The organism is Streptomyces sp. NPDC058872 (assembly GCF_042743065.1).
In the GTDB taxonomy this organism is placed as follows: domain Bacteria; phylum Actinomycetota; class Actinomycetes; order Streptomycetales; family Streptomycetaceae; genus Streptomyces.
The window spans coordinates 1-22,080 of record NZ_JBHYMK010000063.1; the positions used below are offsets into that span (position 1 = coordinate 1).

23 protein-coding genes and 2 tRNA genes are annotated in these 22,080 nt (G+C 71.7%); 14 read left to right on the plus strand and 11 right to left on the minus strand.

Annotated features, from left to right (window positions below; all coding sequences use genetic code 11):
• Window positions 1-70: 70 nt before the first annotated feature.
• Both ACFW22_RS29850 and ACFW22_RS29855 read right to left on the minus strand, forming a co-directional pair.
• The gene (locus tag ACFW22_RS29850) at window positions 71-586 is read right to left on the minus strand and encodes an NUDIX hydrolase (protein WP_386410448.1); all 516 of its coding nucleotides are present in this window, start codon (window positions 584-586) and stop codon (window positions 71-73) included.
• Complete coding sequence (locus ACFW22_RS29855) at window positions 583-2,004, minus strand: zinc-dependent metalloprotease (protein WP_386410451.1); 1,422 nt, start codon at window positions 2,002-2,004, stop codon at window positions 583-585. Before ACFW22_RS29855 ends, ACFW22_RS29850 begins: the two co-directional genes overlap by 4 nt.
• A 215-nt stretch (window positions 2,005-2,219) precedes the next feature.
• On the opposite strand from ACFW22_RS29855, the gene ACFW22_RS29860 reads away from it, so the two are divergent.
• From ACFW22_RS29860 to ACFW22_RS29875, 4 genes are all read left to right on the plus strand, one after another.
• Window positions 2,220-3,329, plus strand: a complete 1,110-nt coding sequence (locus ACFW22_RS29860) for an SDR family oxidoreductase (protein ID WP_386410454.1) — start codon at window positions 2,220-2,222, stop codon at window positions 3,327-3,329.
• Between the two features lie 217 nt (window positions 3,330-3,546).
• A complete protein-coding gene (locus ACFW22_RS29865; RefSeq protein ID WP_386410457.1) occupies window positions 3,547-4,008 on the plus strand; it encodes a molybdenum cofactor biosynthesis protein MoaE in 462 nt (153 codons plus the stop codon).
• A gap of 314 nt (window positions 4,009-4,322) precedes the next feature.
• Complete coding sequence (locus ACFW22_RS29870) at window positions 4,323-4,553, plus strand: hypothetical protein (protein WP_386410559.1); 231 nt, start codon at window positions 4,323-4,325, stop codon at window positions 4,551-4,553.
• Between the two features lie 66 nt (window positions 4,554-4,619).
• Complete coding sequence (locus ACFW22_RS29875; protein WP_386410459.1) at window positions 4,620-5,708, plus strand: PDZ domain-containing protein; 1,089 nt, start codon at window positions 4,620-4,622, stop codon at window positions 5,706-5,708.
• A 65-nt stretch (window positions 5,709-5,773) separates the two neighbouring features.
• On the opposite strand, the gene ACFW22_RS29880 is transcribed toward ACFW22_RS29875, so the two are convergent.
• Window positions 5,774-6,325: a PPA1309 family protein gene (locus ACFW22_RS29880; RefSeq protein WP_386410462.1), complete on the minus strand. Its 552-nt coding sequence runs from the start codon at window positions 6,323-6,325 to the stop codon at window positions 5,774-5,776.
• A 135-nt stretch (window positions 6,326-6,460) separates the two neighbouring features.
• On the opposite strand from ACFW22_RS29880, the gene ACFW22_RS29885 reads away from it, so the two are divergent.
• The 4 genes from ACFW22_RS29885 to ACFW22_RS29900 all read left to right on the plus strand — a co-directional run bounded on the left by ACFW22_RS29885 (window position 6,461) and on the right by ACFW22_RS29900 (window position 11,799).
• Window positions 6,461-9,364 (plus strand): UPF0182 family protein, encoded by a 2,904-nt coding sequence (locus ACFW22_RS29885; protein WP_386410465.1) that lies wholly within the window; start codon window positions 6,461-6,463, stop codon window positions 9,362-9,364.
• Between the two features lie 54 nt (window positions 9,365-9,418).
• Window positions 9,419-9,492 (plus strand) — tRNA-Met (locus tag ACFW22_RS29890).
• Window positions 9,493-9,696: 204 nt separating this feature from the next.
• The gene (locus ACFW22_RS29895) at window positions 9,697-11,658 is read left to right on the plus strand and encodes a sel1 repeat family protein (protein WP_386410468.1); all 1,962 of its coding nucleotides are present in this window, start codon (window positions 9,697-9,699) and stop codon (window positions 11,656-11,658) included.
• Between the two features lie 64 nt (window positions 11,659-11,722).
• A tRNA-Met gene (locus ACFW22_RS29900) sits at window positions 11,723-11,799 on the plus strand.
• Between the two features lie 106 nt (window positions 11,800-11,905).
• Here the strand turns inward: ACFW22_RS29900 and ACFW22_RS29905 are convergent.
• The gene (locus ACFW22_RS29905) at window positions 11,906-12,499 is read right to left on the minus strand and encodes a TetR/AcrR family transcriptional regulator (protein ID WP_386410470.1); all 594 of its coding nucleotides are present in this window, start codon (window positions 12,497-12,499) and stop codon (window positions 11,906-11,908) included.
• Window positions 12,500-12,586: 87 nt separating this feature from the next.
• On the opposite strand from ACFW22_RS29905, the gene ACFW22_RS29910 reads away from it, so the two are divergent.
• Complete coding sequence (locus ACFW22_RS29910; RefSeq protein ID WP_386410473.1) at window positions 12,587-12,937, plus strand: hypothetical protein; 351 nt, start codon at window positions 12,587-12,589, stop codon at window positions 12,935-12,937.
• A gap of 208 nt (window positions 12,938-13,145) precedes the next feature.
• On the opposite strand, the gene ACFW22_RS29915 is transcribed toward ACFW22_RS29910, so the two are convergent.
• From ACFW22_RS29915 to hisN, 3 genes are all read right to left on the minus strand, one after another.
• A complete protein-coding gene (locus ACFW22_RS29915; protein ID WP_386410476.1) occupies window positions 13,146-13,565 on the minus strand; it encodes a Fur family transcriptional regulator in 420 nt (139 codons plus the stop codon).
• A gap of 142 nt (window positions 13,566-13,707) precedes the next feature.
• The gene (locus ACFW22_RS29920) at window positions 13,708-14,097 is read right to left on the minus strand and encodes a cyclic nucleotide-binding/CBS domain-containing protein (RefSeq protein ID WP_386410479.1); all 390 of its coding nucleotides are present in this window, start codon (window positions 14,095-14,097) and stop codon (window positions 13,708-13,710) included.
• A 149-nt stretch (window positions 14,098-14,246) separates the two neighbouring features.
• Window positions 14,247-15,047, minus strand: a complete 801-nt coding sequence (gene hisN / locus ACFW22_RS29925; protein WP_386410481.1) for a histidinol-phosphatase — start codon at window positions 15,045-15,047, stop codon at window positions 14,247-14,249.
• Between the two features lie 117 nt (window positions 15,048-15,164).
• Here hisN and ACFW22_RS29930 point away from each other — a divergent pair, with 117 nt between their 5' ends.
• Window positions 15,165-15,800, plus strand: a complete 636-nt coding sequence (locus ACFW22_RS29930; protein WP_386410484.1) for a TetR/AcrR family transcriptional regulator — start codon at window positions 15,165-15,167, stop codon at window positions 15,798-15,800.
• Here the strand turns inward: ACFW22_RS29930 and ACFW22_RS29935 are convergent.
• From ACFW22_RS29935 to ACFW22_RS29950, 4 genes are all read right to left on the minus strand, one after another.
• Window positions 15,692-16,015 (minus strand): DMT family transporter, encoded by a 324-nt coding sequence (locus tag ACFW22_RS29935; RefSeq protein WP_386410544.1) that lies wholly within the window; start codon window positions 16,013-16,015, stop codon window positions 15,692-15,694. The genes ACFW22_RS29930 and ACFW22_RS29935 overlap by 109 nt on opposite strands.
• Window positions 16,016-16,107: 92 nt before the next feature.
• Window positions 16,108-17,118 carry a ribosome small subunit-dependent GTPase A gene (gene rsgA / locus ACFW22_RS29940; RefSeq protein WP_386410487.1) on the minus strand — a complete coding sequence of 337 codons (1,011 nt, stop codon included), beginning with the start codon at window positions 17,116-17,118 and terminating at the stop codon, window positions 16,108-16,110.
• Between the two features lie 3 nt (window positions 17,119-17,121).
• Entirely contained in the window at window positions 17,122-18,453 is a 1,332-nt protein-coding gene (gene aroA / locus ACFW22_RS29945) for a 3-phosphoshikimate 1-carboxyvinyltransferase (protein WP_386410490.1), read from the minus strand.
• Between the two features lie 20 nt (window positions 18,454-18,473).
• Window positions 18,474-19,157: a M50 family metallopeptidase gene (locus tag ACFW22_RS29950; RefSeq protein ID WP_384883186.1), complete on the minus strand. Its 684-nt coding sequence runs from the start codon at window positions 19,155-19,157 to the stop codon at window positions 18,474-18,476.
• Between the two features lie 49 nt (window positions 19,158-19,206).
• Here ACFW22_RS29950 and ACFW22_RS29955 point away from each other — a divergent pair, with 49 nt between their 5' ends.
• From ACFW22_RS29955 to rsrA, 4 genes are all read left to right on the plus strand, one after another.
• Entirely contained in the window at window positions 19,207-20,022 is an 816-nt protein-coding gene (locus tag ACFW22_RS29955) for an SOS response-associated peptidase (protein ID WP_386410494.1), read from the plus strand.
• Between the two features lie 57 nt (window positions 20,023-20,079).
• Window positions 20,080-20,712: an alpha/beta family hydrolase gene (locus ACFW22_RS29960; protein ID WP_386410497.1), complete on the plus strand. Its 633-nt coding sequence runs from the start codon at window positions 20,080-20,082 to the stop codon at window positions 20,710-20,712.
• 310 nt (window positions 20,713-21,022) lie between these two features.
• Window positions 21,023-21,679 (plus strand): sigma-70 family RNA polymerase sigma factor, encoded by a 657-nt coding sequence (locus ACFW22_RS29965; RefSeq protein ID WP_187282890.1) that lies wholly within the window; start codon window positions 21,023-21,025, stop codon window positions 21,677-21,679.
• Window positions 21,676-22,017, plus strand: coding sequence for a mycothiol system anti-sigma-R factor (rsrA, locus tag ACFW22_RS29970; RefSeq protein WP_386410499.1), 342 nt, complete (start codon window positions 21,676-21,678; stop codon window positions 22,015-22,017). The genes ACFW22_RS29965 and rsrA overlap by 4 nt, the downstream gene beginning before the upstream one ends.
• Window positions 22,018-22,080 lie beyond the last annotated feature (63 nt).

Consider the following 22,080-nt stretch of genomic DNA (forward strand, 5'->3'; position numbering starts at 1 on the left):
GCGCCAGTACCGGGGGGGGGGCGGTCCCCCCGCCCCCCCGGGGGCCCCCGCCCTCCACCGTCGCTCCGCCTCACAGGCGGGCCAGCGTGTCCTCCACCAGCCGCACCACCGAGGCGTCCGCCACGGACCCCACCTCGTCGTACGCGAACCAGCGCAGGTCCAGCGACTCCTCGCTGATCCGCTCCACCGCGTCCGCCGGTGCCACCGCCGCGTACTGCACGTCGAGGTGCCAGGCGCAGGGCGTCTCGTGCCGGTCCAATCGGACCGGCCCGCCCGGCAACAGCGCCAGCCGGTCGATGCCGGACTCCTCCACTCCCTCACGCAGCGCCGCCGCGGCCAGCGTGGCGTCGTGCTCCTCGCAGTGCCCCCCCATCTGCAGCCACATGTTCAGCTTCCGGTGCAGGGTGAGCAGCACCCGGCCGCGCGTCGGGTCGACCACCAGGGCGCTCGCCGTGACGTGGGCGCCCGTGCACGGCTTGTACATGCCGTCCGGACGCGCCGCCAGGTGCTCCAGGTACAGCTCGCGCAGCTCGGGCTGGCCCTCGTACCCCTGGAGGACGAGGACCGCGTCGTCGTGCAGCCTCACTTCTCGGCGTCCCCGTCCTCCGGGGTCTCGCCCCTGGCCGCCTCGCCGAGCATCTTGTCCAGCTCGGAGAAGTCGAGGTGCTCGCGGTGCACGAAACCGTCGGGGTCGTCCAGGTCGGTCGCCGTCGGCAGCATGTCCGGGTGCTCCCACAGGCCGTCCCGGCCGTCCACCCCGCGCGCGTCCGTGAGCGAGGCCCACAGGCGCGCCGCGTCCCGCAGTCGGCGCGGGCGCAGCTCCAGACCGATGAGCGTCGCGAAGGTCTGCTCGGCCGGACCCCCCGTCGCCCGACGCCGGCGCAGCGTCTCGCGCAGCGCGTCCGCCGAGGTCAGCCGCGACTTGGCGGCCTCGTGGACCACCGCGTCCACCCATCCCTCGACCAGCGCGAGCGCCGTCTCCAGACGGGCCAGGGCCGCCTTCTGCTCCGGGGTGTCCTGCGGCTGGAACATGCCCTGCTGGAGCGCTTCCTGCAGCTGCTCCGGGTGCGTCGGGTCGAGCTGACCCACCGCCTCTTCCAACTTGGAGGTGTCGACCTTGATGCCGCGCGCGTACCCCTCGACGGCGCCGAAGAGATGGGCCCGCAGCCACGGCACGTGCGTGAAGAGGCGCTGGTGCGCGGCCTCGCGCAGCGCCAGGTAGAGCCGCACCTCGTCCGAGGGCACGCCCAGGTCCTTGCCGAAGGCCTCGACGTTCAGCGGCAGCAGCGCGGCGCGCCCGGCCGGGCCCAGCGGCAGGCCGACGTCGGTCGAACCGACGACCTCGCCCGCCAGCGCGCCGACGGCCTGCCCGATCTGCTGACCGAACATGGCACCGCCCATGGAGCGCATCATGCCGATCAGCGGGCCCGCCATGGCCTGCATCTCCTCCGGCAGGACGTCGCCCATCGCCGAGCCGACCCGCTCGGCGACCGGGTCGACGAGCTGCTGCCACGCCGGCAGCGTCGCCTCGACCCACTCCGCGCGGCTCCAGGCCACGGCCGTGCCCGCGCCCGCGGGCAGCGAGGTGACCTGGTCCAGCCACAGGTCGGCCAGCCGCAGGGCCTCCTCGACCGCGGACTTCTCGGCCGGGCCCACGCTCGTGTCCTTGATGCCGTCGGGGGTGCCCTGGGCCACCACCTGGCGGGCGATCTGCTTGGCCATGTCCCAGTTGACGGGACCGCCCTCGTAGCTCAGCATCTGTCCGAGCTGCTGGAAGGCCGCCCCGAGGTCATTGGGGTTCAGGGAGCCGAACATCGCGGCGAAAGGGTTGTCCGCCCCGCCGGGGCCGCCCATGCCCGGCAGCGCGCCGAAGCCGAACGGGTTCGCACCGAACGGGTTGCCACCGGACCCCTGGCCACCTCCAGCGGGGTCCTTCTTCTTGCCCTCGTCGCCGTTCTCCGGCTCCTCCGGCGGAAGGCCGAATCCGAATGGGGTGTCACTCACGGGTTTCCTCGGCTCGTAGGGCCGCCGGCCTCCTGCCGACGGCGACTGCCCGACCAGGGCCCCGTCCAGACGGGCCCTGCACACCACCAGCGTAGACATCCGGGCCGGAAATGGGCTCGGTGCTCCGCCGAGCCGTGCCCTGCGGCAGGATGGACGACACCTGGTCCGTACGCGTCACGCGCGTCCGTACTGAAGACAACCGCTGGAGACGCCCGGTGAGTTCCCCAGATCCACAGGTTCGCGGAGCGCGAAACCACTCAACCCGGTCCGCCGCGCGAGGCCCCGTCGTCGCGGTCACCGGAGCCGCTTCCGGCGTCGGCGACCTGCTGATCAGACGCCTCGCCGGCTCCGACGAGGTCCGGCGCGTGATCGCCATCGACGAGCGCCGGGGCGAGGTCCCCGAAGCGCAGTGGCACGTCCTCGACGTGCGCGACCCGGCCATCGCCGAGAAGCTGCGCGGCGCGGACGTCGTCGTGCACCTCGCCGTCGACCTCGACCTGGAGACCGACGCCGCCGCCCGGACGGCCTACAACGTGCGCGGCACCCAGACCGTCCTGACCGCTGCCGCGGCGGCCGGGGTGCACCGGGTGGTGCTCTGCACCTCCGCGATGGTCTACGGGGCCCTCCCCGACAACGACATCCCGCTCTCCGAGGACGCCGAACTCAGGGCGACGGCGGAGGCCACCGGCGTCGGCGACATGCTGGAGATCGAACGGCTCGGCCGCCGTGCCCCCCGCGCCCACCCCGGTCTCAACGTCACGATCGTCCGCCCCGCCGTCCTGGTGGGCGGCACCGACACGGCGCTGACCCGCTACTTCGAGTCCCCCCGGCTGCTCGTCGTCGCCGGCTCCCGGCCCACCTGGCAGTTCTGCCACGTCGAGGACCTGGTCAGCGCCCTGGAGTACGCGGCCCTCGAAAAGGTCGACGGGGAGTTCGCGGTCGGCTGCGAGGGGTGGCTGGAGCAGGAGGAGGTGGAAGAGCTCTCCGGGATCCGGCGCATGGAGCTGCCGTCCGCGGTCGCCCTCGGCACCGCGGCTCGCCTCCACCGGATCGGACTCACCCCCTCCCCGGCGGGCGACCTCGCCTACACCATGCACCCCTGGGTGGTGAGCGTCGGTCGGCTGCACGACGCCGGTTGGCGCCCCAAGTGGACGAACGAGGAGGTCCTCGCCGCGCTCCTGGAGGAGGTCGAGGGCCGCCACACCGTCGCCGGTCGTCGCCTGGGCCGCAAGGACGCGACCGCGGCCGGTGCGGCCGGTGCGACGGTCGCGCTGCTCGGTACGGCGGCCCTGGTGCGCCAGATGCGCAAGCGGCGCGGCCTCTAGACGCTTTCCCGAAGGAGCCCCGTCGGCCCGGAGGCCGGGCGCGGGCGGGACCCGTGGGGGCGCCCCGGGCGCGCCGCGCGGACCGTGCCGCCTCCCCGTCCCGCAGCCGGCGGCGCGTTGCCGCGGGGCGGGCTTGTAGGACCCTCCTAGCACGGGGCCGGTCCGCCGGGCGAAAGGCCCCTTACCGGATGTCGGTGCCGTGCGGCACGATGGGCCCATGGCGCAGACGCACGACCACCCCGGCGAGCAGGCCGCGGACGACCCGATCAAGCTGCTCGCGATCCGTGACACCCCGCTCTCGGTCGACGAGGTCTTCCGGGCCGTCGGTGACGACGCCGCCGGCGGCACCACCCTCTTCGTGGGCACCGTGCGCAACCACGACGGCGGCGCGGACGTCGACGCACTGGGTTACTCCTGCCACCCGACCGCCGAGGTGGAGCTGCGCAGGGTCGCCGAGAAGGTCGTCGCCAACCACCCCGTCCGCGCCCTGGCCGCCGTCCACCGGGTGGGCGACCTGCGCGTCGGTGACCTCGCGGTCGTCGTCGCCGTCTCCTGTCCGCACCGGGGCGATGCCTTCGAAGCGTGTCGGAAGCTCATCGACGACCTCAAGCACGAGGTCCCCATCTGGAAGCACCAGAAGTTCTCGGACGGCACCGAGGAGTGGGTGGGCGCCTGCTGAGGGCCGTCCCGCACGCCCCGCCGGGCGCACCACGACGGCCGCGGCGCCTCGCCGCCCGGTCGGCCCGTCCGCATGCACCCGGTCGGGCGATTCGATCGTGCCCGGTACGAGGACGCCCCCCTGCCCCGTGGTGCAGCGCCTCCGAGGCCGCGCGCCGACCCGCTGCCGTGTGCGGGACGACCCCCGGGACGGCAAGGCGACGCGCCGACGGGGCGTAGCCGAACGCCCGATTTGCGTAACCGGACCCCAGGCGGGAGCGTTGAGGTCACAGATGTACGGTCTGCTGATCAACTCACTGGGGATGGGAGGTCGGGATGGCAGCGCTGGCCTGGTTGCTGATTCCGCTTTTCGCAGTCGTCGGCGCGGCGATATGGGGAAGCTGGGCTTCGAGGAACAAGACCATAGGTGACGTGGCCGAACTCGCCGGCTACGCCCGTTTCCGGGACGCCATGGAGCGCTCCCACGCCACGACCGCCGATTCCGCTCGCGTCGAGCGCGAACCGGCCGCCACGACCCCCGCCGTCACCACCTCGCCGTCCGGCTGAGTCGGGCCGCCCTCGTACGGACTGCCCCGGGGGTGCACCCATAGGCGGGTCCCGTACTGTCGTTCCATGCCACGCCGCACCGCGACGATGCTCGCCTCCACCCTGGTCCTGATCTGCCTGCTCATCGCGGGCGTACTGATCCCGGTGCCGTACGCGAAGATGAGTCCCGGTCCCACGGTCAACACCCTCGGCGAGGCCAGGGGGGAGCCGGTGCTCCACATCTCGGGTCACGAGACGTTCCCGACCGACGGCCACCTCAACATGACGACGGTCCGCGTCACCAGTGCGGACTACAAGATGAACGCCGTCGAGGCCGTTTACGGGTGGCTGACCCACGACACCGTGGTGGTGCCGCACGACACCCTCTATCCGGACGGCAAGACCGAGGAGGAGTCGAGCCAGGAGAACGCCGAGGAGTTCAGCCAGTCCCAGGAGAGCGCCAAGGTCGCGGCCCTCGGCGAGCTCGACATCCCGGTGGTCTCCCGGGTCGTCGTCGCCACCGTCGTCAAGGACTCCCCGGCCGAGGGGAAGCTGCACGCCGGGGACGTCGTCAGGGCCGTCGACGGCGTGCCGGTCAAGGAGCCGGGCGACGTCGCCAAGCAGGTGACGAAGCGGAAGCCCGGTCAGGACGTGGAGTTCACGATCGTCCCGGCCAAGGAGGCGGCTGCCGCAGAGAAGGCCCACGAGGAGGCCACCGTCACCCGGAAGGTCGTCATCACGACCACCACCTCCCAGGAGGGCGACCGGGCCGTCGTCGGCATCCAGGCAGGCACCGATCACGTCTTTCCGTTCACGATCGACATCAAGCTCGCCGACGTCGGTGGCCCCAGTGCCGGTCTGATGTTCGCCCTCGGCATCGTCGACAAGCTCACCCCGGACAGCCTCACCGGAGGTCGCTTCATCGCCGGTACCGGCACGATCGACGACAAGGGGCAGGTCGGTCCGATCGGCGGCATCGAGATGAAGCTGGTCGGCGCGCGGAACGCGGGCGCCGAGTACTTCCTCACTCCTGCGGACAACTGCGAGGCGGCGGCGGCCGACACTCCCGACGGCCTCACCCTGGTCAAGGTGGATACCATCGACGACGCCACGAAGTCGCTGGAGAAGCTGCGCAAGGGCGACACGGCCTCGCTCCCCGGCTGCGCGAAGGGCTGAGCGCCCGCATCGAGCGGGCAGTGGGGCGCCCGGTCACCGGCCGGGCGTCCCACTGCGTCGCGCAGTCAGCCCTCGAAGGTCGCCGAAAGCGCCTCGGCCAGGCCCGGCACCAGGTCGGGGCCGGTCAGCACCTCGGTCGCGACGTCCTTCTCGCGCAACCGGATCGCCGCCTCGCGCGTGCCGTTCCGCAGCACCGCCACGGTCATCCGGACCTCCTGGCGGTCCGGATGCGCGGCGACCCACTTGGCGAGCTGCTTCTCGTTCAGCCCCTGCGGCACCTGTGCCTCGGCCGACGGCGGCAGCATCAGCCGCTCCACCGTCAGGGCACAGCCGGCCACGGCATCGGGCCAGGCGACCGTGCCGAGGAACTCGTCGAGCGGTTTGCCGCGCGGCAGCTTGTCCTGCTCGATCGGGGTGTAGGCGGTGGCGTCGTCGCCCAGACCGAGCTGGGAGGCGAGCCGGGGTTCCTGGGCGCGCAGGCGCGCGGTGTCGACCAGGGCGAACAGGCGGGCGGGCTGGTCCCAGCCGAGGCCCGACGCGTACTCGTCGATCTCGAGCACCGCACGGGTGAGGGGGCTCGCGGCCATCGCCGGGCCGGAGGGAGAAAGGTTGGACATGAGCAATATCCTGCCTCCTCTTCCCCGGAAGTCGGGAACTAGGTAAAGCCTCAGTAAGTTGCATCAGTGGGCTCTACCATCGCGGGGCCTGCTTCCAGACGCATCAACTTCGAGGGGCGCACGTTGGCTTTCCAGATGCCGGACCGTGGCCAAGGTCCGTCCGGACCACGGATGAGAGTCGGTCGGCCGTCCCGGCGGGCCCGCACCCTGCTCATGACGCTCGGGGTGCTGGCCGTGCTGGCCATGGCGTTCGTGATGTTCGCCGGGTTCTGGACGGACTGGCTCTGGTACCGCTCGGTCGCATACACGTCCGTGTTCACCACCACCCTGTGGACCAAGATCGGCCTCTTCGCCGTGTTCGGTCTCCTCATGGGACTCGCCGTCGGCTTCAACATCTGGCTGGCACACCGGCTGCGACCGCCGCTCAGCGCGATGTCCCTGGAGCAGCAGAGCCTCGACCGGTACCGGATGGGGCTGGCCCCGTTCAAGAAGTGGGTACTGCTCGCGGTCGCCGCCCTGGTCGCCCTGATCGCCGGCGCCTCCGCCGCCGGCCAGTGGCGCACCTGGCTGATGTGGGTCAACGGGGTCCGGTTCGGCCAGAAGGACCCGCAGTTCGGGCTCGACGTGTCGTTCTACGCCTTCGACCTGCCCTGGTACCGCTTCCTGCTCGCGTTCGGCTTCGCCGCCGCCGTCCTGTCGCTGATCGCCGCCGCGCTCACGCACTACCTGTACGGCGGGCTGCGGATCACCAGCCCGGGCGCGCGCGCCACGGCTGCGGCCACCGGCCACCTCTCCGTGCTGCTCGGCCTCTTCGTCGCGCTCAAGGCCGTCGCGTACTGGCTCGACCGGTACGGCCTGGCCGTGAAGTCCAGCGACTTCAAGGCCACCGGCAACTGGACGGGCCTGCGCTACGTCGACGCCAACGCGTACCTGCCGGCCAAGACGATCCTCTTCTGCATCGCCGTGATCTGCGCCCTGCTGTTCTTCGCGACGCTCTGGCGCCGCACCTGGCAGCTGCCGGTGATCGGCTTCGGCCTGATGGTGCTGTCGGCGATCCTGATCGGCGGCCTGTACCCGGCGATCGTGCAGAAGTTCCAGGTCCAGCCGAACGAGCAGGCCAAGGAAGCGCCCTACATCCAGAAGAACATCGACGCGACCCGGAAGGCTTACGCGATCGACAGCACGAAGCCCGAGAACTACTCGGGCAAGTCGTCGGTCAAGGCCAAGGAGACGCTGCGGACGGACGCCGACACGGCGGCCAGCTACCGCCTCCTCGACCCGAACATCGTGTCGCCGACCTTCCAGCAGCTGGAGCAGAAGCGGAAGTACTACCAGTTCCCGACGACCTTGGACGTGGACCGCTACAACGGCCAGGACACCGTCGTCGGCCTGCGTGAGCTCAACATCAAGGGCATCCCGAAGCGGAACTGGATCAACGACCACTTCACCTACACCCACGGCTACGGCGCGATCATGGCTGCGGGCACCCAGACGGACGCCAACGGCTCCCCGGTCTTCACCGAGTCCGGGCTGCCGACGACCGGTTCCCTGGGGACGTACGAGCAGCGGATCTACTACGGCGAGAAGACCGACCAGTACTCGATCGTGGGCGGCCCGCAGAAGGAGCTCGACTACGAGGAGAACGGCGAGAAGACCACCAGCTACAAGGAGAAGAGCGGAGTCAGCCTCTCCAACGCCTTCAACCGGGCGGCATACGCGGTGGCCTTCAGCGAGCCGCAGATCCTCTACTCGGGAGCCATCGGCGACGGCTCGCGGATCCTCTACAACCGCACGCCCAAGGAGCGCGTCGAGGCCGTCGCGCCCTGGCTGACCATCGACGGCGACGCCTACCCGGCGGTCGTTGACGGCCGGATCCAGTGGATCATCGACGCGTACACGACCACCAACGGCTACCCGTACGCCTCGCGCACCACGCTCGGCGACACCACGGCCGACTCGCTGACCGTCGGCAACCAGCAGCGAGCGGTCGTCGCCCAGCAGAACCAGGTCAACTACATCCGCAACTCGGTCAAGGCGACCGTCGACGCCTACGACGGCACGGTGACCCTCTACCAGTGGGACACCCAGGACCCGGTCCTCAAGACCTGGATGAAGGCCTTCCCGGACACCGTCATGCCGAAGTCCGCCATCAAGGCCGACCTGATGGCGCACCTGCGCTACCCGCAGGACATGTTCAAGGTCCAGCGCGAGCTGCTCACCCGCTACCACGTCACCGACCCGGCGCAGTTCTACAGCGGCTCGGACGCCTGGCAGGTTCCGGACGACCCGACCAACAAGGACGGCAATGCGGTCCCGCCGTACTACCTGAGCATGAAGATGCCCGGGGACACCACCCAGCGCTTCTCGCTGACGACGACGTTCACGCCGAACGGGCGGCCCAACCTGGGCGGCTTCATGGCGGTCGACGCCGACGCCACCAGCAAGGAGTACGGCCGGATGAGACTGCTGAGGGTCACCGAGGACGTGCCCGGCCCGGCCCAGGTGCAGAGCAAGCTCAACGGTCTGCCGTCCGTGGCCCAGTTCGTCCGCGACATGAAGGGCGCCGACTCGGACATCCAGTACGGCAACCTGCTGACGGTGCCGCTCGACGGCGGGTTCCTGTACGTGGAGCCGGTGTACGCCCAGGGACGCAACGCGCTCTACCCGCTCCTGAAGAAGGTCGCGGTGTCGTACGTGGACGCGGACCAGCCGGACGGTGACACGACCAAGGACACCACGGTCTTCGAGGACAACCTCACCAAGGCGCTCAACGCGGTCTTCGGGGTGGAGGCGCCCAGCATGCCGACGACTCCGCCGGGGACCACGGAGCCGCCCGGCACGACCCAGCCGCCGGCCTCGAACGATGCCGCGTTGCAGCAGGCCATCGCCGACGCCCAGAAGGCGTACGACGCGGGCGAGGCCGCCCTGCAGAAGGGTGACTGGACCGCCTACGGCAAGGCCCAGGAGGACCTCCAGACGGCGCTGCAGCGGGCCGCGGACGCCGGGGCGAAGCTCAAGACGGGGGGATCAGGCAGCTGACCTGAGGCTTTCCGGATTTTTCCACTCAGCGTCGTGATACTGTGGTTTCACCGACGCGGGGTGGAGCAGCTCGGTAGCTCGCTGGGCTCATAACCCAGAGGTCGCAGGTTCAAATCCTGTCCCCGCTACTCAGAGGGCAAGGGCCCGGATCCATAGGGATCCGGGCCCTTGTCGTGTGTCGACGTGCCGGGGGGTGCTGAAGAGCGGTAGGCAGGGGGCGAGTTGGCGTGAGTCGTGTTTGACTTGTCTCTCTGTGGGCATGTCGACAAAACGCTGAGTGACCTCACTGGCTGCGGTATACCAGGTGTGCTCGGGTTGCGGGTGGTGCGACGATGGTATTTATGGGGGACAGGGCAACTCTGTTGGAGACAGGGCGGTTTGTGCAGCGGCATGCCAGGAATGCCGCGGACGAGATCATTGAGGCAGTCGGAGCCGCCCGTGCGGTCGCCGACACCACCGCCGAGGCCGATGCCGACACGGAGACCGAGACCGAGGCCCGTCATCGGCGCGCCGCCGAGCAGGGTGACGTCGCCTCGATGAGCGCCCTCGGCGCCCTTCTGCTGCGCCGTGGCGACCTCGACGGCGCCGAGCCCTATCTGCGCGGCGCCACCGCCGAGGGGGACCGCGCCGCGGCCAACAACCTGGGCGTCCTGCTGCACCAGCGCGGCTATGCCGACGAGGCCGCCGGCTGGTGGCGGGTCGCAGCCGTTGCCGGGTCCGCACCCGCTGCCCACGCCCTCGGCCGGCACCACCGCGAGCGGGGCGACGAACCGGCCGCCGAGTACTGGCTGCGCCAGGCCGCGGAGCAGGGGCACGCCCTCGGCGCTTACGCCCTCGCCGACCTGCTGGAGCACCGCAGTGACGTCGGTGCCGAGCGCTGGCTGCGTGCCGCCGCGGAACAGGGCCACCGCGAGGCCGCTTTCCGCCTCGCCCTCTCCCTGGAGCGCCGCGTCGCCGAGACCACTCGCGGCCCGCACGAGACCGGTGCCCGGCTGCGGGCCCCCGGCGTCCTCGCCGCCGCGCACTCCGGCGTCGCCGTGGCGAGTCCCGTGGCTCCCGACCGTGCCGTCGGCGCACCCGTGGGCGACGCGACCGAGGCCGAGCAGTGGTTCCGGCAGGCCGCCGCGCGCGGTCACCGACGGGCGGCGTTCCACCTGGGCGCCATCCTGGAGCACCGCGGCGACCTGAAGGAGGCCGGCCGCTGGTACCTGAGCTCCGCCAAGGAGGGCGAGGCGAAGGCGGCCTGTGCGCTCGGCTTCCTGCTGCGCGACGCCGGCGACCAGGAGAGCGCCGCCGTGTGGTGGCTGCGGGCCGCCCAGGACGGCGACGGCAACGCCGCCAATGCGCTCGGCGCCCTGCACGCGGCCCGGGGCGAGCAGCAGACCGCCGAGCGCTGGTACCGGGCCGCCATGGACGCCGGCGACATCAACGGTGCCTACAACCTCGGGCTGCTCTGCGCCGCCCAGGACCGGATCCCCCAGGCCGAGCAGTGGTACCGGCGCGCCGCCTACGCGGGCCACCGCGAGGCGGCCAACGCGCTCGCCGTGCTGCTCCTCCAGGCCGGTGACGCCAACGGTGCCGAGCCCTGGTTCTCCAAGGCGGCCGAGGCCGGCAGCGTGGACGCCGCCTTCAACCTGGGCATCCTCCACGCCGGCCGCGGCGACGACCGCACGGCCCTCGTCTGGTACGAGCGGGCAGCCGCGGCCGGGCACACCGAAGCCGCCCTCCAGGTCGGCATCGCCGCCCTGCGGGACGGCGACGAGCAGACCGCCGAGCGGCACCTGAGGTGCGCGGCCGGCGGTGGCAGCGCCGAGGCCGCCTTCCGGCTGGCCTCGGTGCTCGACGCGCGCCGCCCCGAGCCGGGTCCCGCCGTACTGGGCGCGCCCCGCGAGGAGAAGTCCGAGTGCGAGGAGTGGTACGAACGGGCTGCTCAGCAGGGCCACCGCCGTGCCCAAGTGCGGGTCGGGATGCTCGCCGCCGGGCGTGGCGACCTGGCGGAGGCCGACCGCTGGTACCGCGAGGCCGCCGAAGCCGGTAGTCGCAACGGGGCCTTCAACCTCGGACTGCTGCTCGCCCGCGAGGGCAGCGAGCGGGAGGCCGCCCTCTGGTGGACCCGGGCGGCCCGGGCCGGTCACGGCCGGGCCGCGCTCAGGCTGGCGCTGCTCGCGGCGCGGCGCGGCGAGCTCGCGGAGGGGCGTCGCTGGTGCGACCGCGCGGTGGAGCTGGGGCCGGCGGAGGTCGCCGAGCGGGCGGCCCGGCTGAGCGAGGCGCTCCACCAGGAGCTGACCGCATAGCAGTGGTTCCCGCGTTCACGGATTTGCGCTGGTGACGGGGGTCCCGTAAAGTCATGTTCACCGACGCGGGGTGGAGCAGCTCGGTAGCTCGCTGGGCTCATAACCCAGAGGTCGCAGGTTCAAATCCTGTCCCCGCTACCACGCCATCAGGGCCCGGATCCTTAGGATCCGGGCCCTGATGGCGTGGTCGAGCGCGACCCGCCGCTCCACCGGCGCGGCGGCCGGGGCCGCCGGCCGGGGACGCGTTCTAGTCGGCCCGGACGGACGCCCAGATGCGCTCCGACAGGACCCGGGCGGCCTGGCCGAGGTCGATGTCCTCCGGAGCGGCCAGCCAGCGGTGGGCGGCCACCGCGACCGGGCCGACGACCAGGACCTCCAGGAGCGGGCCGGGGACTCGGGCGATCTCGCCCGAGTCGACCCAACGCCCGAGGTGATCGGCCACCCGGGGGAAGTGCTCCGGTTCGACGCCCCGGGCCCGGTCGGCGTCGACGGCCAGATAGCTGGAGTACGCCGAGCCGTGCAAGTAGCGGGCCACGGCCGGGTTGTCCCGGATGAAGCGCAGGTACGTGGTCACGAACGCCCGAATGCCGGTGCGGGCGGTCCGGGCCCGGTCGAGGGGGGCGAGGGCCGCCGTGTACGTCTCGTGCAGGCAGTGGCCGTACAGGGCCGCCGCCAAGCCGTTGAAGCTGCCGAAGTGGTGGTACAGGCTGCCGAGGCTGACCCCGCTCGTCTTCGTCACCGCCTGGACGGTGAACCCGGACTGTCCGGACGTGGCGAACACCTCCAGTGCCGCGGACAGGAGGCGTTCGACGGTGGCCTCGCCACGGGACTGCTTTGCCATGGGGGGAGTATAGGCAGAGGTAAACGACTCGAATATTTTTCTAGAATCAATCTCCAAAACAACCGCTCGCGGGTCCATACTGCGGCCATGGATGATCTGATGCTGAAGCTCGTTTCCGGTGCCCTCACGGGCGGCTTGGTCGCCCTGGCCGGCTATGCCGGCGCTGCGCGCCGCCGTCGACTGGCCGCCCGTGCCGAGGTCGCCCCGGCGTCGACCGAGGACCCCGTCCAGGTGCTGTTGGGGCAGGCGGAGGAGGCCGACCGTCAGCGGGACGAACTGGCCGCCGGGGGCCGCTTAGGCGAAGCGCTCGACCGTGCCGGGCAGGCGGTCGACCACTGGACCGCCCTCACCCAGGCCCGCGTCGGACGGTTCCAGGGCGAGCGCCAGACCGCGCTGCGCCGCCTTGCGGAACTGCGCAGTCGTGCCGGTTCGGCCTGAGTCGGTTGGTGGGGCCCGCGTGGCCGTCGCCCATGATCCCGGCCGTCGTTGTGGTCCCGGGATCGTGCCCGCCACCCTTGTGGGGACGGCCTCCGCGCCCCGTCGCACCGATCGGGCGGTGGGGGGCGCCCCTCCTCGGACACCGACGTGCCCCGGAGGGGCGGGGTGTGCGCGGGCGCCGGTCAGGCGGTACCCGCGCAGTTGCCGGTCAGGCGGTACCCGCGCAGTTCGGGCAGATGCCCCGGTAGGTCACCTCGACGTTCGAGATCGTGAAGCCGAAGCGCTCGGCGGCCGGGAGGTCCGCCAGTGGATCGCCGGCCGGGTGCACGTCGCGGATCGCACCGCACTGGCCGCAGACCAGGTGCTGGTGGGGACGGTGGGCGTTGGGGTCGTACCGCTTGGCGCGCCCGTCGGTCGCGACCTCGATGACCTCGCCGAGGGTGACCATTTCGCCCAGCGTGTTGTAGACGGTCGCGCGGGAGATCTCGGGCAGCCTCGCCGCTGCGCGGGCGTGGACCTCGTCGGCGGTGAGGTGGACGTGGTCCCCGTCGAGGACCTCGGCGACGACACGCCGCTGCGCGGTCATGCGCCAACCGCGTCCGCGCAGGCGTTCCAGCAGGTCACTCATGGGGGCCAGCCTAACAGTCGGGGCAAGCGGACCCCGAACGGGTGTGACCTTGGAATCGAGTCGGTTTTGGATCTTGTCCAGAATGGATCCGGTGCTCGCACCGGCCGGGTTCCCGGGCGGGTGCGGACCGATCCGGCGCCCTTCACCCGGCGATGCTGTGCACGGGTATCCAGCAGCGGATGATGTCGCGCACGGAGACGATGCCGACCGGGCCCTGGTCGTCGAGGACGATCAGGTGGCGGAAGCCGCCCCGCGTCATGGCCTCGGCGGCCTCCAGCAAGGTCCAGGTGGGTGCGGCGAAGACGACGTCACGGGTGGTGTGGGAGCCCGCGGCCTCCCGGTCGGGGTCCTGTTCCCGGGCGAGGGAATTGAGGACGTCGCGCTCGGTGAGGATGCCGAGCCCGCCGGCGTCGGCATCGAGGACGATGGCGGCGCCGACGCGCCGCGCCGCCATCAGCCGGGCCGCCTGTCGGAGGGTGTGGGTGGGGCCGATGGTGAGGACCACCGTGCTCATGGCGTCACGGACGAGCATGGACGGAGCCACCTCCTTGGGTGAGCCCTTCCCGCCTTCAACGAGAACGGCTTCACAAGTTCACAAGTGGGGGGATCCTCAGAGTGGCACCGGGAAGGGGGGACGACAAGGGGGCGTGCGAGGCGCGCTCGGGTGGTGCGGCGGCGCGCTCAGCCCTCCTGGTTCAGATAGCTCAGCAGTTCGCCGTGGAGCAGGCCGTTCGACGCGGCGGCGTTGCCGCTGTGCGGGCCGTGTCGACCGTCCAGGCCCGTGTACGTGCCGCCGGCCTCCTGGACCACGATCGCCACCGCGGCCATGTCCCAGAGGGACAGCTCCGGTTCCGCGCAGATGTCGACGGAACCCTCCGCGACCATCATGTACGGCCAGAAGTCGCCGTACGCCCGGGTCCGCCAGCAGGCGCGGGTGAGGTCCAGGAAGCTGTTGAGGCGCCCCCGTTCCTCCCAGCCGCTCAGCGAGGAGTACGCGAAGGAGGCGTCTGCCAGGCGGCCCACCTTCGACACGCCGATGCGGCTCGCCGCGGCCAGGCTGCGGCCCGTGTACGCCCCCAGTCCCTTCGCCGCCCACCAGCGACGGCCGAGCGCCGGGGCGGACACCACGCCCACCACCGGCTGGAACCCGCTCTCCCCGGCCTCCATCAGCGCGATCAGGGTTGCCCAGACCGGCACCCCGCGCACGTAGTTCTTCGTGCCGTCGATCGGGTCGATCACCCACCTCCGCGGCCCCGAGCCCTCGACGCCGTACTCCTCGCCCAGGATCGCGTCACGGGGCCTGGCGCGCTGGAGCTGTCCTCGGATCAGCTCCTCGGCCGCCTTGTCGGCCTCGCTCACCGGAGTCATGTCCGGCTTGGTCTCGACCTTGAGGTCGAGCGCCTGGAATCGGTCCATGGTGGCCGCGTCGGCGGCATCCGCGAGGACGTGGGCGAGACGCAGATCATCGTGGTAGTCGGCCATGGTCGGCACTCTATCCCCGAGTCGGGAACGGGCGGAGAACCGTCCACGGCGGCCCCTTGACAGGGTGTCGGCACCTGCCGACGCTGGGCGGAGAACCCTTCCTTCCCGGAGGTGAGGATGGCGAACGCACGCGAGGCCCTGCTCGATGCCGCGCTCGCCGCACTCACACACCGCTCCTGGGCCGCCGTGCGGATGGTCGACCTCGCCGCCGCCGCCCGGGTCTCCCGGCAGACCCTCTACAACGAGTTCGGCTCCAAGGAGGGACTGGCCCGCGCCCTGGCGCGGAGGGAGGCCGACGACTACCTCCGCGGCGTCCGGGGCCTGCTCGTCGCCCCCGGCCCGCCCGAGCGCAAGCTCGTCGCCGTCGCCGAGTGGATCGTCGCCCGCGCCGCCGTCCGTCCGGTGCTGCGGGCGCTGCTCACCGGCGCCTGGGACGAGCGGCTGCCCCGCCCCCGGCCCGTCCGGCCCGGCGCCCGGCCCGCCCCCGTGCCCGCCCAACGGCGTGCCGACGCCGGGCCGCCCGCTCCGGGCGAACTCGTCGCGGAGGTCGCGGCCTGCGCCGGTGAACGGTGGGCCGCCCCCTGTGAACTCGCCGTCCGGCTCGCCCTGGGACACGTCGTCGCACCGGCCCTGCCGATCGACCCTCAGTGCGCCGAACCGGAGAGCTGGAGCCCGATCACCCCCACGATCACCAGACTGATGGAGACGATCTTGAGCGTGGAGACCACGTCGCCGAGGAAGATCATTCCGTAGATCGCCGTCCCGGCCGCGCCGATTCCCGTCCAGACCGCGTACGCGGGGCCGACGTCCAGCTTCCGCAGTGCCAGCGTGAGGAGCCCGAAGCTCCCCAGGGCGAAGGTCGCGAAGGCGATCGTCGGCCACAGCCGGGTGAATCCGTGCGAGAGCTTCAGGCAGACCGCGAACCCGGTTTCCAGGATTCCGGCGATCACCACCAGCAGCCACGCCATCGTCAGTGCCTCCCACGCCATCGGTGACCGCTTCGTCGCACTTGGTGCGATTATGCACTTACCGGTGGCGAGCAGGCGCAAACACCGATGGGTCAGTCGCCCTCGTGCCGCTCCCGGGTGGCCAGCAGTCGACGCAGCGAGAAGAGCCGCGCGGGATCGGCACGGCCCTCCGCCACGTACGCGTCGAGTGCGCAGTCCGGCTCGTCGTGGCTGCAGGCGCGGGGGCAGTTCTCCGTGCCCGGTTCCAGGTCCGGGAAGGCGTGGATGACCCGCGACGGATCGACGTGGTGGAGGCCGAAGGACCGCACGCCGGGGGTGTCGATGACCCAGCCGTCCACCTCGTCGAGCGGCAGCGCGAGGGCCGAGGTCGTGGTGTGCCGGCCACGGCCCGTCACGGCGTTCACATGACCCGTGATGCGCCGGCGTTCCTCCGGCACCAAGGCGTTGACCAGGGTCGTCTTCCCCACCCCGGAATGTCCGACGAAGGCCGTGACCCGACCGTCCAGGAACTCCCTGACCCGGTCCGCCGCTCCGCCGTCGTACAGCTCTTCGCGGTTCACCACGACGTGCGGGATGTCCAGGTCCCCGTAGAGGTCCAGGAGCGTCGAGGACGGCGCCAGGTCCGACTTCGTCATCACCAGGAAGGGTTCGAGACCGCCGTCGTAGGCCGCCACCAGACAACGGTCGATCAGCCGCGGTCGCGGCTCGGGGTCGGCGAGCGCGGTGACGATCGCCAGCTGGTCGGCATTGGCGACGACCACCCGCTCGTACGGGTCGTCGTCATCGGCCGTGCGGCGGAGCACGGAGCTGCGCTCGCCGATCCGTACGATCCGGGCCAGGGTGTCCCTCTCGCCGGAGAGGTCGCCGACCAGGGAGACCCGGTCACCGACGACGGCGGCCTTGCGGCCCAGCTCGCGGGCCTTCATCGCGGTCACGGTCCGGTCCTCGACCAGACAGGTGAGCCGCCCCCGGTCGACCGTCAGGACCATGCCCTCGACGGCGTCCTCGTGCTTCGGACGGATGCTGGTGCGGGGACGGGTGCCCTTGCGGTTGGGCCGCTGGCGGATGTCGTCCTCGTCGGTGTGCTTGCCGTAGCGCCGCATGGTTCAGACCCCGAGCATTTCGGTCCACATCGTCGGGAAGTCGGGCAAGGTCTTCGCCGTCGTCGCCACGTCCTCGATCTCCACGCCCTCGACCGCGAGACCGATGACGGCGCCCGCAGTGGCCATCCGGTGGTCGTGGTACGTGTGGAAGACGCCGCCGTGCAGCGGGCGGGGGCGGATGTGCAGACCGTCCTCCGTCTCGGTCACGTCACCGCCCAGCTCGTTGATCTCCTTGGTGAGCGCCGCGAGCCGGTCCGTCTCGTGCAGTCGCAGATGGGCGACCCCGCGCAGGGTGGAGGGCGAATCGGCGAGGGCCGCGACCGCCGCGATGCCGGGGGTCAGCTCCCCGACCTCGCCGAGGTCCACGTCGATGCCGTGGATGCGGCCCGTGCCGGTGAAGGTCAGGCCCTCCGCGGTCAGCTCGCAGGAGCCACCCATCTCGGTGAAGATCCGACGCAGCTCGTCCCCCGGTTGGGTGGTCCGCTCCGGCCAGTCCGGGATCGTCACCCGGCCGCCGGTCACCAGCGCGGCAGCCAGGAACGGTTGGGCGTTCGACAGGTCGGGTTCGACCACCAGGTCCCGGCCGCGCAAGGCCGACGGGGCGATCCGCCACACGTCGGGGGCACCGCCGTGCTCCGGCTCGTCGACCTGCGCACCCACCGCGCGCAGCATGTCGACCGTCATCCGGATGTGCGGCATCGAGGGGAGTCGGGACCCCACGTGCCGCACCTCGACGCCCTGGTTGAAACGGGGCGCGGAGAGCAGCAGCGCGCTCACGAACTGGGAGGAGGAAGAGGCGTCGATCTCGACGGTGCCGCCCTCCACGCCGCCGCCGCCGAGCACGGTCATGGGCAGGGCGCCCCGGCCGTCGTCGTCGATCCGGGTGCCGAGCGCACGCAGCGCGTCGATCACCCCGTGCAGCGGACGCTCGTGGGACCGGGGGTCGCCGTCGAAGCGGACCGGGCCGTCGGCGAGCGCCGCGACCGGGGGCAGGAAGCGCATCACCGTGCCGGCGTTGCCGACGTCCACGGTCGCGGGGCCGCGCAGCGGGGCGGGGATGATCCGCCAGGCCTCGCCGGTTCCGTCGGGGCCCACGCCCTCCTCGATCTTCGTGCCGAGGGTGCGGAGCGCCTCCGCCATCAGCAGGGTGTCGCGGGAACGGAGCGGACGCCGCAGCCAGCCCGGCTCGCCGGCGAGCGCGGCGAGGACCAGGGCGCGGTTGGTGACCGACTTCGAACCGGGCACGGTGACGGTCGCGTCGACGGCGCCGCGCGCGTACGGAGCGGGCCAGAGGTCGGTGGGCGGGTCGGTGTGCGCGGAAGCTGCTGCGGTCATGGACTCACTGTACGGGGGAGTCAGAAACCCAGGAGCCAGCGCCCGCCGCCGATCAGGGAGCAGATCGAGACGGCGTGGAAGAAGAAGAGCCACACCCCGGGGTGCACGTGGGTGAGCCGCGCCAGTTGGTCCGCGTCGGAGTCGGGGGTGCCGCCGTGCCGTCGCTTCGCCTGGAGTTCGAAGGCCGGGCGGACCCCGCCGAGGAGCAGGAACCACACCACCGCGTACGCGAAGACCGACTGGACGTCGGGCGGGGTCAGCCAGGAGACCAGGAGGAAGGTGGCGCCGGTGAGCAGGACCGTGAGGATCCCGTACGCATTGCGGACCATCACCAACATCGCCAGCAGCAGTGCGGTGGCCAGCCACAACAGCAGCGTGACGTGGCGGGTGCCCAGCAGGGCGGCGCCGCCCAGGCCGAGCAGCGGGGCCGCGGGATAACCGGCGGCGAGGGTGAGGACCACGCCCATTCCGGTCGGGCGGCCCCGGCTCACCGTGAGTCCGCTGGTGTCCGAATGCAGTCGGATCGCTTCCAGGCGGCGCCCGGTCGCGAGGGCGACGAGCCCGTGGCCGCCCTCGTGGGCGATGGTGATCGCGTTGCGGGCCAGGAGCCAGACGCGACGGGGCACCGTGACGGCGAGGGCGGCGACGCAGGTGGCGATCGCCACCCACGCGGCGGGGGCGGCCTGCGTGCTGAAGAGGTCCATGTTTCGGGCCGCTCCTCGGAAGCTCGGGGATCGTGGCAGTGTGGCACGTATGTGCGGACGGTATGCATCGAGTCGACGGCCCGAGGACCTGGTCAGCCTCTTCGGGGTCGAGAAGTGGGATCCGGCGGAGACCCTGGCTCCGGACTGGAACGTGGCTCCCACCAAAGAGGTCTGGGCCGTTCTGGAACGTCCCGTGAAAGACGCGGATCCTTCCCGGCCGGTTCGCCAGCTGCGCGCCTTGAAATGGGGACTCGTGCCCTCCTGGGCGAAGTCACCGGAGGGAGCGGCCCGGATGATCAACGCCCGTGCGGAGACCGTCCACGAGAAGCCCTCCTTCAAGCGCGCCTTCCGGTCGCGCCGCTGCGTCCTGCCCGCCGACGGGTACTACGAGTGGGTGACCGGTGCCGCGGAGCGCGACCTGGAGGTCGAGGGGAAGAAGAAGCGGCCCCGGAAGCAGCCCTACTTCGTGACCCCGGCGGACGGCTCCGTCTTCGCGATGGCCGGGCTCTACGAGTTCTGGCGCGACGGGACCCTCCCGCCGGAGCACCCCTCCGCCTGGTGGGCGACCTGCTCGGTGATCACCACCGAGGCCGAGACCGGACCGCTCGGCGTCGCCCCTGCCGAGGGACCGCGCTCACTGGCCGACATCCACCCGCGGATGCCGCTGATGCTGACCGAGGACCGCTGGGACGCCTGGCTCGATCCGGCGCGCACCGATCCCGAGGAGCTGCGCGGGCTGCTCGCCCCGCCGCCGGGCGGCCTGATGCGGGCCTATCCCGTGGTGACGGCCGTCAGCAACGTGCGCAACAACGGCCCCGAACTCCTGACGGAACTGGACGGCCCGGAAGTCGGCACCCTCTTCTGAGCCTTCGGGCCGGCGGAGCTCTGCGCCTTCGGCCCGGCGGAGCGGCAGGATGGGGACGTGACACAGTACGAGACCGTTTCCACCGATGCCGGCGAGGCACGCATCACCTGGCACGCGGGTACGGAGCCGTGGGCCGTCCTCGCCCTCGGGCACGGCGCCGGCGGCGGCGTCGAGGCCCGCGACCTCCAGGCGCTGGCCGCTGCGCTGCCCCCGCGCGGCGTGACCGTCGCCCTCGTCGAGCAGCCCTGGCGGGTCGCCGGCAAGAAGGTCGCGCCGGCGCCGAAGACCCTCGACTCCGCTTGGCGCGGCCTCTGGCCGGTCCTGGCGAAGCCCGGCCTCCCGGTGATCGCCGGCGGGCGCAGCGCCGGCGCCCGAGTGGTCTGCCGCACCGGTCGGGAGCTCGGTGCGCGCGCCGTCCTCGCGCTCGCCTTCCCGCTCCACCCGCCGGGCAAGCCGGAGCGCTCGCGGGCCGAGGAGCTCTCCGCCACCGGACTGCCCACCCTCGTCGTGCAGGGCGGCAACGACCCGTTCGGGCGGCCCGCGGAGTACCCGGACGGTGCCCACGAGTTGGTGGAGGTTCCGTACGCCGACCACGGCTTCGCCGTCCCCAAGCGCGCGCCGCTGACCCAGGACGAGGCCCTCGCCAGCCTCGTCGAGGGCGTCACCGGGTGGATCGCCGCCCTGCGCTGACCCCCTTCCGCACCCCCTTCCGCACCGCCTTTCGCACCGCGTCCCGGGCCGTGTTGCGGAGCGTGCCGCGGGCCGGGAATGCCGAGTGGGGGGCCGCTGTTGTGCAGAGCGTCGGTGTGAGAGCAACCAAGAGGGAGTCCGTCGCATGGGTTCGACCATCTGCCCGGAGCGCGCGCAGGCCGCTGACCTCGACTGGACAGTGCTGCCCGCCCCCAAGGCCACCCCCGTTCGGGCGGCGGGCGGAGCGGTTCCTCGTCTATCCTCCGAAACGAGCGGGTCCGCCCTCGGACTCGCCGCCGCGCTGGAGGAGGTGGGTCCGGTCACTGGGACCGACACAGGGACCGACGACGGCCCCGAGGAGACGACCGAGGAGCGCAACGCGCGCTTCGAGCGGGACGCCCTCGGCTTCCTCGACCAGATGTACTCGGCCGCGCTCCGCATGACGCGGAACCCCGCGGACGCGGAGGACCTGGTGCAGGAGACCTACGCCAAGGCGTACGGGTCCTTCCACCAGTTCCGCGAGGGGACGAACCTGAAGGCGTGGCTGTACCGCATCCTCACCAACACCTTCATCAACTCGTACCGCAAGAAGCAGCGCGAGCCCCAGCGCAGCGCTGCCGAGGAGATCGAGGACTGGCAGCTCGCCCGTGCCGAGTCGCACATGTCGACCGGCCTGCGCTCCGCCGAGTCCCAGGCCCTCGACCACCTTCCTGACTCCGACGTGAAGGAAGCGCTCCAGGCGATTCCCGAGGAGTTCCGCATCGCCGTGTATCTCGCCGATGTAGAGGGCTTTGCCTACAAGGAGATCGCGGACATCATGGGGACACCCATCGGTACGGTGATGTCCCGACTGCACCGGGGCCGCCGCCAGCTGCGCGGCATGCTCGAGGACTACGCCCGCGACCGCGGGTTGGTACCCGCGGGCGCCGGAGAGTCGTCGAACGATCTGAAAGGCTCGGGCTCATGAGCTGCGGAGAGCCGCACGAGACGGATTGCTCAGAGGTCCTGGACCACCTCTACGAGTTCCTCGACCACGAGATGCCCGACAGTGACTGCACCAAGTTCGAGGTGCACTTCGAGGAGTGCTCCCCGTGCCTGGAGAAGTACGGCCTGGAGCAGGCGGTGAAGAAGCTCGTCAAGCGTTGCTGCGGCAGCGATGACGTCCCGACCGACCTGCGGGCGAAGGTCATGGGCCGGATCGACCTGATCCGTGCCGGGCACCTGGTGCCCGAGCAGGACGTCACGGAGGCGGCGCAGGACGTCGCGGAGACCGCTCCGACGGTGTCGTCGGCCCCGCAGGAGTAGCGCTCCCGCGCACGCAGGAGCAGCACTCCCCGGTACCCCTTCCGCACCGGGGACCCGAGGCCG

Coding starts and splice junctions, on each gene's coding strand:
- ACFW22_RS29865 (WP_386410457.1), top strand. CDS start 3,547: ATGGCGCAGACGCACGACCACCCCGGCGAGCAGGCCGCGGACGACCCG.
- ACFW22_RS29870 (WP_386410559.1), top strand. CDS start 4,323: ATGGCAGCGCTGGCCTGGTTGCTGATTCCGCTTTTCGCAGTCGTCGGC.
- ACFW22_RS29875 (WP_386410459.1), top strand. CDS start 4,620: ATGCCACGCCGCACCGCGACGATGCTCGCCTCCACCCTGGTCCTGATC.
- ACFW22_RS29880 (WP_386410462.1), bottom strand. CDS start 6,325: ATGTCCAACCTTTCTCCCTCCGGCCCGGCGATGGCCGCGAGCCCCCTC.
- ACFW22_RS29885 (WP_386410465.1), top strand. CDS start 6,461: ATGCCGGACCGTGGCCAAGGTCCGTCCGGACCACGGATGAGAGTCGGT.
- ACFW22_RS29895 (WP_386410468.1), top strand. CDS start 9,697: ATGGTATTTATGGGGGACAGGGCAACTCTGTTGGAGACAGGGCGGTTT.
- ACFW22_RS29905 (WP_386410470.1), bottom strand. CDS start 12,499: ATGGCAAAGCAGTCCCGTGGCGAGGCCACCGTCGAACGCCTCCTGTCC.
- ACFW22_RS29910 (WP_386410473.1), top strand. CDS start 12,587: ATGGATGATCTGATGCTGAAGCTCGTTTCCGGTGCCCTCACGGGCGGC.
- ACFW22_RS29915 (WP_386410476.1), bottom strand. CDS start 13,565: ATGAGTGACCTGCTGGAACGCCTGCGCGGACGCGGTTGGCGCATGACC.
- ACFW22_RS29920 (WP_386410479.1), bottom strand. CDS start 14,097: ATGCTCGTCCGTGACGCCATGAGCACGGTGGTCCTCACCATCGGCCCC.
- hisN (WP_386410481.1), bottom strand. CDS start 15,047: ATGGCCGACTACCACGATGATCTGCGTCTCGCCCACGTCCTCGCGGAT.
- ACFW22_RS29930 (WP_386410484.1), top strand. CDS start 15,165: ATGGCGAACGCACGCGAGGCCCTGCTCGATGCCGCGCTCGCCGCACTC.
- ACFW22_RS29935 (WP_386410544.1), bottom strand. CDS start 16,015: ATGGCGTGGCTGCTGGTGGTGATCGCCGGAATCCTGGAAACCGGGTTC.
- rsgA (WP_386410487.1), bottom strand. CDS start 17,118: ATGCGGCGCTACGGCAAGCACACCGACGAGGACGACATCCGCCAGCGG.
- aroA (WP_386410490.1), bottom strand. CDS start 18,453: ATGACCGCAGCAGCTTCCGCGCACACCGACCCGCCCACCGACCTCTGG.
- ACFW22_RS29950 (WP_384883186.1), bottom strand. CDS start 19,157: ATGGACCTCTTCAGCACGCAGGCCGCCCCCGCCGCGTGGGTGGCGATC.
- ACFW22_RS29955 (WP_386410494.1), top strand. CDS start 19,207: ATGTGCGGACGGTATGCATCGAGTCGACGGCCCGAGGACCTGGTCAGC.
- rsrA (WP_386410499.1), top strand. CDS start 21,676: ATGAGCTGCGGAGAGCCGCACGAGACGGATTGCTCAGAGGTCCTGGAC.